At 41.9% G+C, this 10139-nt stretch carries 10 protein-coding genes and 1 pseudogene; 2 read left to right on the forward strand and 9 right to left on the reverse strand.

Annotated elements, in window-relative coordinates; all coding sequences use genetic code 11:
- Positions 1–283 precede the first annotated feature (283 nt).
- The 6 genes and pseudogenes from ACR2F7_RS14410 to ACR2F7_RS14435 all read right to left on the reverse strand — a co-directional run bounded on the left by ACR2F7_RS14410 (position 284) and on the right by ACR2F7_RS14435 (position 4827).
- Positions 284–700: a hypothetical protein gene (locus ACR2F7_RS14410; protein WP_432714244.1), complete on the reverse strand. Its 417-nt coding sequence runs from the start codon at positions 698–700 to the stop codon at positions 284–286.
- Between the two features lie 107 nt (positions 701–807).
- A pseudogene (gene msrB, locus ACR2F7_RS14415) lies at positions 808–1035 on the reverse strand (peptide-methionine (R)-S-oxide reductase); the annotation flags it as partial.
- A 132-nt stretch (positions 1036–1167) separates the two neighbouring features.
- Positions 1168–1740, reverse strand: coding sequence for a peroxiredoxin (locus ACR2F7_RS14420; RefSeq protein WP_432714245.1), 573 nt, complete (start codon positions 1738–1740; stop codon positions 1168–1170).
- A 29-nt stretch (positions 1741–1769) separates the two neighbouring features.
- Positions 1770–2606, reverse strand: a complete 837-nt coding sequence (locus ACR2F7_RS14425; RefSeq protein WP_432714246.1) for an alpha/beta fold hydrolase — start codon at positions 2604–2606, stop codon at positions 1770–1772.
- A 102-nt stretch (positions 2607–2708) separates the two neighbouring features.
- A complete protein-coding gene (locus ACR2F7_RS14430) occupies positions 2709–3401 on the reverse strand; it encodes a response regulator transcription factor (protein WP_432714247.1) in 693 nt (230 codons plus the stop codon).
- The gene (locus ACR2F7_RS14435; RefSeq protein WP_432714248.1) at positions 3391–4827 is read right to left on the reverse strand and encodes a sensor histidine kinase; all 1437 of its coding nucleotides are present in this window, start codon (positions 4825–4827) and stop codon (positions 3391–3393) included. The genes ACR2F7_RS14430 and ACR2F7_RS14435 overlap by 11 nt, the downstream gene beginning before the upstream one ends.
- Before the next feature lie 251 nt (positions 4828–5078).
- Here ACR2F7_RS14435 and ACR2F7_RS14440 point away from each other — a divergent pair, with 251 nt between their 5' ends.
- Positions 5079–5957 (forward strand): CPBP family intramembrane glutamic endopeptidase, encoded by an 879-nt coding sequence (locus ACR2F7_RS14440; RefSeq protein ID WP_432714249.1) that lies wholly within the window; start codon positions 5079–5081, stop codon positions 5955–5957.
- Positions 5958–6107: 150 nt separating this feature from the next.
- Positions 6108–6296, forward strand: a complete 189-nt coding sequence (locus tag ACR2F7_RS14445) for a hypothetical protein (RefSeq protein ID WP_432714250.1) — start codon at positions 6108–6110, stop codon at positions 6294–6296.
- A gap of 566 nt (positions 6297–6862) precedes the next feature.
- On the opposite strand, the gene ACR2F7_RS14450 is transcribed toward ACR2F7_RS14445, so the two are convergent.
- From ACR2F7_RS14450 to ACR2F7_RS14460, 3 genes are all read right to left on the reverse strand, one after another.
- Positions 6863–7615: an SDR family NAD(P)-dependent oxidoreductase gene (locus ACR2F7_RS14450; protein WP_432714251.1), complete on the reverse strand. Its 753-nt coding sequence runs from the start codon at positions 7613–7615 to the stop codon at positions 6863–6865.
- A 102-nt stretch (positions 7616–7717) separates the two neighbouring features.
- Entirely contained in the window at positions 7718–8539 is an 822-nt protein-coding gene (locus tag ACR2F7_RS14455; protein ID WP_432714252.1) for a helix-turn-helix domain-containing protein, read from the reverse strand.
- Between the two features lie 487 nt (positions 8540–9026).
- A partial coding sequence (locus ACR2F7_RS14460) for an outer membrane beta-barrel family protein (RefSeq protein ID WP_432714253.1) occupies positions 9027–10139 on the reverse strand: 1113 nt, incomplete at its 5' end.

The raw sequence follows: 10139 nt of genomic DNA on the forward strand, positions 1-10139 counted from the left end.
GGGATAATTGATCTTGACCAGCAGTCGTAACTGCATTTAAATCGCCTTTCATGTGTTGTTTGTATAAGGGGTTAATGACGACCGTCAGCTATTCCAGATGCTGGAAAGACTTACGACGCGAGCGGTGTGTTTTTGATCGTTTTGCTTAATCGGAAGGCAGCTAATGCGAAATAAAATGCGCCAAATGCAGAATAACCGGCCAATGAAGCTACACCTTGATTTGGAGTGTGCGCCGTGGCAATGATGAATCCGCCGGCCAACATAGATTGAGCTCCACTAATGATCATTGGCCATTGTCCTTCGAAATGTTTACGACGCGAATGCCAAGCATCAACTGGATTAAGCCGGTAAGAAAAGCCCATACGCCAAATACCATCAGCGCTTCCGGAATGCCGCTCTGCAGGGCAATGGTCACTGCAATGGTCGTAAGAATCCCAATGCCCACGTTAACATATTGCGGAGTTTTGTTAGCGGTGGGTAGATTTGCGTTGATATCAAAAAAAGTTGCCGCAACATCCCAGGCTGGGTAAAGGATAAATAGAATGGTAGCTAAAGTCGTATTCGCCTTCGCCAGGGTCACTACAAGGGCTATCCAAAGGACTGAAAATGCCACACGGGTAATATAAAGTTTGCGCAATGCTGTAGCAATTTCAAAAGCCTGGCTGGAAACGCTATAATTGGATTGATTTGTTGTTGTCATGATAGATATACTTTAATTTGTTTCTGTCCCCAAAGTTCAACCTTATTCTACCTCCGGTTTTTAACTTAAGTGAAAACTGCTAAAAAAAAGTGAATATTATTTAGCGGTTATTTTTTGCTATCCGGCTCAAAGTCAAGAGAAACGGAGTTCATGCAAAACCGCTTATGGCTAGGCGGCGGTCCGTCGTCAAAGATGTGACCCAGGTGAGAATCACAGCGCCCGCACAGTACTTCGGTTCGTTGCATCCCGTAAGAATTGTCGGTATGATAATGGACAGCAGCTGTCCGGCTTGGCTCGTAGAAACTGGGCCAGCCGCAGCTACTGGCAAACTTGGCATCGGACCTGAACTGTTATGCGCAATATTAAATGTGATTTGTGCATGTTTGCTCATAATGGTTTCTTCAGATTATGACTGCTTTCTGCAGCTTGCACATTCGCCTGAAAGAGCTGAATGTGCAACAACACCGTTATTTGCTGTTCAGAAAGGTTAGAACCTGTTTAGAATGTTCATCACCTTTCATAAAATCCCTGAAGCTGTAAGCCACAGTACCATCCAGCCCGATGACGAATGTTTCACGGCCACTCACCTTCACATTGTTGCCGAAGTTCTGGGCTTTCACCTGGAACAGGTTCAACACCTTGTTTTCCGGATCACTTAACAACGTGAATGGGAGATGCTCTTTCTCCGCAAAGGCCTTGTGGCTGGCTACCGTACCATTATTGATGCCGATCACCAGCGCATTTGCATCACTGTATTTAGCATATGCATCCCGGAATGCACATGCCTCGGTGGTACAAACCGGGCTTTCATCCTTTGGATAGAAGAAAATAATCAACTTTTTTTTACCGACGAATTGAGCAAGTTGGAAGGGATCACCATTCTGATCCAATAAGGTAAAGTCCGGCACTTTTTCACCTGGCTTTAATGTCGTGGTTTCCACTGGGCCATCTTGTGCCATTGCCAGGTTGACATTAAGGCCGAGGAATACGAAGATTGCGATCAGGCCGATCCATAAATTGTTCTTGAAGACTGCTTTCATGATGTTATTTTTAAAATTTATAAATTGGTTTATTTAATGATCTGTAAAAGAAATCCAGTCACCTCTTCCGGCTTGGTAAGCATCGGACAGTGGCCTGACTCAACAGCAAAAACATTCTTGATTCCTGCAGCTTCGACCATCTTCTTTTGCAAATCAATGGTAATTGCATGGTCCTGGTTGGTGTAGATGTAATATTTTGGCACCGAGGCAAAAGCCGGATTTTTCAAATGAATCTTATCTGCCTGGGCGGCGATGGGCTCTGGCCTGTTGTTTTCAATGAGCAACTGTTTCACCTGTTCATTTCCATCCTGAGCGAAAACCTGCATGACCTTATCATTGGGAATGGCGACTGTAAAGCCGTCCGCTGAAGGAATCAAAGCCGGACCGAATTGTGAATTGGGATCCATCGACGTCAGATCGAAAATAGACTGGCCATTCCCTGGAACGAAGCCGGCCAGATAAACCAGTTTTTCAATACGGTCTGGAATAGTATCTGCTACTGCGGTGATGATTGCACCGCCAAGACTGTGACCAACCAGTACAACGGGACCCTTTATGGCTTTAATCGCAGAGACTACTTTGTCCCGGTAGTTATTGATGCTGATTGTTTCAGGTGGGGTCTGATCCTTGCCGTGGCCAGGCAGTTCAACAACCACAACTTTTTGTCCTGCAGCTTCTAATTTCGTCTTCACGAACTGCCAGGCGTACGGTGCCTGAAAAGCACCATGCACCAGGACAAAGGTTTTCGAGGTGGAGCGATAATTGTTGTCGTCTTTATCGCAGCCGGTAAAAGCCAGCATACAGACAGCCAGCATAAGCGAGAAAAATAATGGCCTTGCCATGTTTTTGTTCTGAAGAATTTTCATATCAAATAAGTATTTGATACAAATATCGCTGGCTTCCCTAAGTCATTTTTTCACTTAAGTTAATTGGCTATTTCACATCATCGCTATAAGCTGGGAAGAAGATCAGCAGAATAACTTATAACCGACGCCGCGTAGGCTGAGTATCTGTACCTTCGGGTCGTCCTTAAGCAACTTTCTTAAATGAGCCATAAAAACATCCATGCTCCTGGTGTTGTAATAGGTGTCTTCCTGCCATATCTTATTCAATACGTCCTGGCGTTTCAGCACATCGTTTTTTCGTTGGAGCAACATCTCTAGCAGCGCAGCTTCCTTAAATGACAATAAATACTTAGCTAATGGCGTTGTGAGTTGCTGATGTGTCGCATCGAAATGGCAACCAGCAAATTCGTACATCCGCTGCTCAACGCTGGCCCCAATCACCGGAAATTTCCTAGCTCTTGCGAGTAAAGATTCGATACGTACGATCAATTCATCCATGCTGAACGGTTTTTTAAGGTAATCATCACCCCCTGCCTTAAAGCCCTGAACCACGTCTTCTGTAAGTGATTTCGCACTGACAAAGATGATTGGAATGTGCGAGTCAATCTTTCGTATCTCTGCCGTTAACGAATATCCATCTATGGAAGGCAGCATAATATCCATAACGCATATGTCAGGCGAAAACACCTTCAACGCTTCCATAACCAACTTACCATCAGCCACAGCTTTGACAACAAAGCCGCTGCTCTCAAGTCCTTCACTAACGATCTGCGAAATGAACGGCTCATCTTCGATGTATAGAACTTTAGAATTCATTGCTTGCTGCCGGTAATTTAATTGTAAATGTACTGCCCTCACCCACTTCACTCTTTAATGTGATTGTACCCTTGTGACGATGAACGATCCCGAGCACATAATTCAGTCCCAGACCTGACCCTTTAACCGGGTGTGTATTGCCGGGTTGTGGAACCCTAAAAAAGCGTTCGAAGATCTTATCCTGATAAATCTGCGATATACCCGGGCCATTGTCTTGGAAACTGATGGTTACCCAATCCTCATCACATGCACACGTAATCAGCAATTCTAATGGGCGGGTCGCATACTTAATCGAGTTTTCTATCAGGTTAAAAAATACAGAGGTGAGGTGTACTGCATCCCCCTCAATAAAACAAGGCTCAGGCGATACAGCCAGTTTGCAGAAAGCGCCTGCATTTTGCAAGGGCAGTTCCATGGATTGGATCACATCGGAAAGTCCCGCCTGAACATCATAGAAAACCGGGCTAAGGTGAATTTCGCCCTCCTGGCTTAGGCTCAGCACCTTCTCTACCATATGACTGAGTCTTTGCAGCTCCTGTTTCCCCATATTTAGATAGCGTTGTAGTTTCTCCGGATCACTAACCAGGTTGTATTTACTGATTGACTCAAGCGCCAGGGCAACTGTAGCGATCGGGGTTTTAATTTCATGCGTTATGTTACTAGTAAAATCCACGCGGGCGTCTGCATATAAGCGGCGGCTGATCATCAATCTAATTATAAAATAGAATGCGACCCATATCAACGAAAGCATTAAAATAGAAGATATTAAAAAATAGCGCATTTTAAATAAGACCAGACGAGTTACGGAATTCACAACAAGCTGGGCACGACGAAGGTGCAAAAGATTGTAACCATAGCTTTTACTTCTAAAATCTTCGGACTTCAACCCTCCCGGTAAACTACCCACCGCACCGTAAGAATTAACGGTGAAAGAATGTCCCGATTTAAGACCCAATGCAACAAGTTTTGCCGCAACCAGCTGTTTAAAGCCGATGAAAGACAGGCTATCAAGTCTATTCATTTCCTGAATAGAATAACCCATATTGTATTTTGGAGAAAGCCGTTTTGCGGGTGGATTTTGTAGAAAAACCATACGGAATTCCAGTGTGGTGGAGTCGGCTTGCGGGTCGATATCAAAAGATTTGTATAAACCCAAATCCTTCGCATCTTCAAAGCCCTGCCAGATGTCTACCCATTCGGCAGACAGGAAAAATCGCTTCAGGGCAGGGTTCCCTGTAAACCTATCATCTAATGTTGCATAGATATTCTCCTTTGATGCCGAGATGGCTATCTTTTCCAGATCATCAATCGTTCGTCGCTTTTCTTCTTTAAAAAGCTGACTTAACCAGGCTGCCTGCAGCAACAGACTTATCACTACAGATAATACAACCAGCGGATAAATATATTTCGGCGCCAAATGCTTCATTCTCCAAAAGTCTGCTTTTTTCCGGCAACAAAATCTTTCACCCCTCAGATTTAACGCTATTTAACCGAGCTTAACTGTCTTTTACATTACCGCTGCCTAAGTTTGCATCCATAACTATCAACTATAATATATCCATCAGCGCTTTATCAATTGAATTGTGATGCACTGATGCAGAATGAAATAATCCTACATAACAATCATCTCAACACATGGAAATTAAAACACCGAGGCTTAAAGCCGCATCAATCTTTTTGTCTATCACCCTATTATTAAGCTCCATTGTATGGCTGCTTACCATACATACACTGGGCAAAACCGGAAGTTTTGGTAACCGGGTTTACGGCTATGGAATCATGTGGTGTCCCGCGCTTGCCGCCTACATTACCTGCAAAATCTTAGGAAGGAACATTTCTGATCTGGCCTGGCAATGGGGTAAACCCAAGTATATGTTATTTTCCTATCTGACACCCTTTCTTTATGTATTGATCGGCTATACAATCGTTTGGATTTGCGGTGCCGGGGGTTTTTACAATGCCGCTTTCCTAGCAAAAATGCAAGAGGATTTAGGTTGGACGAACGTTCCACCTGGTGTATTTCTAGTTATCTTTTTAATCTTACAGGGCGTAATTGGGTTAATACCCAGTATTGCAACAGCTTTGGGTGAAGAAATTGGATGGCGTGGATTTTTATTGCCTGAAATCGCTGGAAGTACAAGAAGCTATACCAAAACCGCTTCAATTTCCGGACTAATTTGGGCTGTGTGGCATTACCCTTTGCTGATTTTCGGAAATTATAATTCCGGGGGGCCCAGTTGGTATTCTCTGGTTACGTTTACGATAGGTGTCATTAGTATAAGTTTCATAGCGACCTGGTTCCGCTTAAAGTCGAACAGCTTATGGACCGGCGTAATGCTGCATGCCAGTCATAATTTATTCGTTCAGGGCGTGTTTGATCCAGTTACGGTTAATTATCCAGGAACTAAGTACTTTACTGGGGAGTTCGGGATCGTAATTCCTTCCATAATTTTACTGTTCGCCATTTATTTTTGGACAAGGCGTAAAGAATTACCACTTTGTCCCGACACGAATACGACACCGTCCAGTATACACCCGTCCGTGAGTTCCAACTGAGATTCAGGCAGCACTCATGGCATTTAAGAAAAAGTAAATGCATTAGCGCTTTATCAAATTCATGCATTTACAAACAAAGTATTTAAGGGTTTATATACCACTGACTTCCCTTCAAGGATACCGGTTTAGGCCAACTTACCGTAAAACATATTGAACTCACTAAGCATCAAATCCCAAGAGGTCTTCAAATCGCAGGATTACGTTCTGGTTTACGACGCTGAAGCAAATGTAAAAAACATTAAAATTGACCGGGTACAATTTGACCAGCTTAACCTTGATCCGGGAGGTATTGTAGTTACTGCCATTTTCACTCCACAGGCCTCGATTATGACCCGGTGACTGGCTCTGCACGTTGCTCTTTAATCACTTTTTAAAGGGTGTTGATTAGTTGTGCTTTTTATGTTTTACTGTCCTTTCCGAATATTCCGCACGGTTTCAAACTGCAGACTATGAGGAAAACATAATATCTAAAGTATGAATAAGAAAACCAACTCACTCAAACCCAAACAAAGCCACTTTAAAAATTCCTTAAAATGGCTAGGATCCTACTTGAGATCTTTTTAGTGATTATTAAGATCGTCATCTGTTTTTTACCCCCTTATTTAGTAGATTTCCTTTGCCGGCCTCAGCAGTCAACCACTTTTTATGATAATATTAGTGGCATGCATATATATTGAACCAAATAACACAACGTCTCAATTTTGTCTTCTATTTACATGTTCCACAAAGCACAAATTTGATTGTGATATAGTGGTGAAAATGACGCAAGGTCGAAAATATATGATCAGGGCAAATTCCAGTTCCATCCTTAATCGCTTTATATGCAGTTATTTTATTTAATGTGGAACCTGAGAATCAAATAATTATCGACTCCTAACGACTTTTCTTTTTGAAATATGCGTGAATTATTTCGCATTAAATCCACCGTCCACAGATAAAATGCTGCCTGTCAAAAAGCTGTTTTCTTCTGCAGCAAGAAATATAATCGCATTTGCAATATCTTCTACTACCCCCATTCTGTTCATTGGATGAATAGCAGCAATACTTTCTTCCGTATATAATCCAGAATCTAATGAGCTTTTGAAAACCTCTGTTTTTATTGCTCCAGGTGCAACAGCGTTTATGCGGATTCCGTGTTGTGCATATTCAACAGCAGCAGCTTTGGTTAGTCCAACTACTGCATGTTTTGATGCGCAATACTGTGCAGCATACAAAATACCGTTTAAGCCAGCGATAGAAGCAAGATTAATAATAGCGCCTCCGCCATTATTTAACATGGCGTTGATGGAATATTTCATTCCAAAGAATACTCCCATCACATTAGTATCTAAAAGATCTCTCATGTTCACTGCACTCGTATCTGCTAACAGACCCTCTGACGCACCAGCGATACCACCATTGTTAACCATAATGTCGATTTTACCAAACCTTTCCATGGTTCCATTAATTAATTTAATAACGTCTTCCTCGTGGCGAACATCTGCTTTAAAGAATTCAGCCTCAACTCCCTTAGCCCTTATTTCTGATAAGGTTCTAATTCCTGTTGATTCATTGCGACCCGATATAACCACATTATATCCTTTTTTTGCAAACCCTATAGCTGTTGCTTTACCTATTCCCGAATTTCCACCTGTTATGATAACTGTTCTATTTTCCATTCTAATCTTTTATACTAATAATATTATTACAGTACAAAGATATCGTAAGTAAGAAGTTGATGGTTTTGTCAGCGGTTCATAAATACTTTGCCTACAAGTTCATTATAAACTCGATACGTTATATCCAAATGCTTTTTTAAACGATGCAGAAAAGTGAGAAAGGTTCTCAAATCCCACCTGCAGGTATACTTCTGATGGTTTATGTTTTTTTTCCGCTATAAGGTAATGGGCTTGTTCTAAACGCTTTTGATGTAACCATTTTTGCGGTGGAACTGAATAAGCCTTTTGAAAATCTCTTTTGAATGTGGATAAGCTTCGGCCAGTTAGGTAGGCAAATCTTCTTAGTGGAATATTAAATACATAATTTTTATCCATAAAATCCGAGATATCAAGTTTTCCTGGCTCACTTAAATCTCTCAAAATATCGTCTACTGAGTGACTAATCTCACGTAAGATGGTAAGCGCCTCATTTAATTTGATAGCAATTAGGTTCTCTGAAAGTTCACCTGCAAAATCATAATAAGGTAGAACAGAATTAAAAAGGCTATTAAGCAAAGGATGCGGACCAAACTGTAATAATTTGGTACCCTTATGTGCTATAGTTTGTAGTCTATTAGAATCAAAGTGCTGTTGTAAAAATGACTGATAGAAAAAAAAAGTAATGGATTTACAGGCAGCATCTCCATCCGGTACTTTTGTGAATTTTGCAAGTTGGTTTCTTGCAAATAGAGCAGTCTGTCCTTTGGTAATACTATATGTCCGATCAGCTTCCTGTACAATTATTTCCCCTTGATGTACATGAACCAATAAATGTTCAGGTATAAAATATTCTGTAACCCTATGCTTGTCTTCATGACAAGAGAAAAATATTCCACCTTTTGATATAGGGTTTGTAACCATCGAATCAATCTCACTCTTTTCCATATTCAATTAACTTTGTTACTATTTATGTAAAGGTAAAAGAATTTGAAATATCTCGAACAGTGTGGCAAATCGAAAGCGTTCAATCCTGCACTTTAATTTAACATTGATACTTAAGATTATAAGGAAAATTTTTGTAGCAACTGCGTTATCATTATTCCCTGGTATTTGAAATGAGCATCTAAAACTACACTTTTCTAGATCTTTCTTAGATTGTATGTTATTTGTATCTGCAATCGCATAACTTACAGGAAGTTATAACTTATTAACTTCAAGTTCAACGGCTGCCTTTAAGGATTCTGTTGGACGGTAAGACTGAACAAAACAAGCTGAATGCCCTTCAGGTGTCAGAACGGATGGGGACACTTTGCTGTGAGAACAACGGTGATCTGTACGCATCAGTGGAGAAGCCAGAACTTACTTGATGGGTAAGATCTGGCTTCCCGGATCCGAATTCAACACATAGATGAGGCTATGGCAGTGTCTCTAGCTATTGTGCACGCTTGCGCTCCTCTTCACTGGCAGTGCTCCTGCTCCGCGAAGCTGCTACATTCTTACCGAAGCGATACGAAAAGCTTAACCCCACATTCCGGCTTTCTACATGATGAAAGAAGCTGCTGTGCTGATCCAGGTAATTAATTCGAATATAATTGCTATTGGTGTTAAAAATATCGTTCACAGCCAGCCGCAGTGTACCCAAACCGTGTAAAACATTGGTCTTAATGCCCGCATCTACAGTAGAGCTGTGATCCACCCGGTAGATACCCTGAATGCCCGGCCCCGTCAACGTTCCGCTGATCTCGGCTTTTAAAGCCGATTTTGCATCAATCGTGAAAGACTGGTTCAATGAAGCATAATAGGATATCAGGTGGAAATCATAACTGCTCGTCAGGAATGCCGACTTTTCCTGCTGCCGGTATCCTTCGGCAATTACGTTCATATCCCACCACCCAGACGGATGAAACGAGGAAGATAAACGAATCCCCGTATTCACGCTCGATCCCAGGTTGGCATGTGTCCCGGAGTAAATTTTTGTTTCATTATCCTGCACATTGATGTTCGAAAACAAATCATGCGTCGCACTGTAATAGGCCGTAACATTATAGTCCTGTTTGTAGGTGTAACTGAACTCCACATTCTGTACGAATGCAGGTTGTAAAGCCGGATTCCCAACATAATCATTATATGGAGAAGAGAATCGCTTTGCCGGATTCAGGCGGTTGTATTCCGGGCGCTCAATGCGGTACGCATAATTGAGCTGCAATTGATTATCATCATCCACCTTATACTGAATAAATGCGGTTGGGAACAACTTGAAATACTTCCGCGCGTTCACGGAATTAAGCGTCAGGGAATTGCCCCTGGTCCGGGTGTATTCGCCGCGCAGCCCACCCTGCAAAGTCAATTTGCCAAAGATGCCACTAACGCTGGTATATGCGGCAGCAGTCCTTTCCGTGTAAATAAAATGATTGGAATTCTCCGGAACGGCAGTTACAAAAGATCCTTCACGGTTGAAATAATCAAAATCGTTCCGGCTTTGTGTACTGTTGTATTTGATACCGGAGCTCAGATTCCATTTTCCAAACAACTGGTACGTATAGTC

The organism is Pedobacter sp. (assembly GCF_045628745.1).
Taxonomy (GTDB): Bacteria; Bacteroidota; Bacteroidia; order Sphingobacteriales; family Sphingobacteriaceae; genus Pedobacter.

What these genes read in the sequence shown, in the direction of transcription:
- ACR2F7_RS14430 (WP_432714247.1), bottom strand. Translation starts at nt 3,401, where the DNA reads ATGAATTCTAAAGTTCTATACATCGAAGATGAGCCGTTCATTTCGCAG.
- ACR2F7_RS14455 (WP_432714252.1), bottom strand. Translation starts at nt 8,539, where the DNA reads ATGGAAAAGAGTGAGATTGATTCGATGGTTACAAACCCTATATCAAAA.
- ACR2F7_RS14420 (WP_432714245.1), bottom strand. Translation starts at nt 1,740, where the DNA reads ATGAAAGCAGTCTTCAAGAACAATTTATGGATCGGCCTGATCGCAATC.
- ACR2F7_RS14435 (WP_432714248.1), bottom strand. Translation starts at nt 4,827, where the DNA reads ATGAAGCATTTGGCGCCGAAATATATTTATCCGCTGGTTGTATTATCT.
- ACR2F7_RS14410 (WP_432714244.1), bottom strand. Translation starts at nt 700, where the DNA reads ATGACAACAACAAATCAATCCAATTATAGCGTTTCCAGCCAGGCTTTT.
- ACR2F7_RS14450 (WP_432714251.1), bottom strand. Translation starts at nt 7,615, where the DNA reads ATGGAAAATAGAACAGTTATCATAACAGGTGGAAATTCGGGAATAGGT.
- ACR2F7_RS14425 (WP_432714246.1), bottom strand. Translation starts at nt 2,606, where the DNA reads ATGAAAATTCTTCAGAACAAAAACATGGCAAGGCCATTATTTTTCTCG.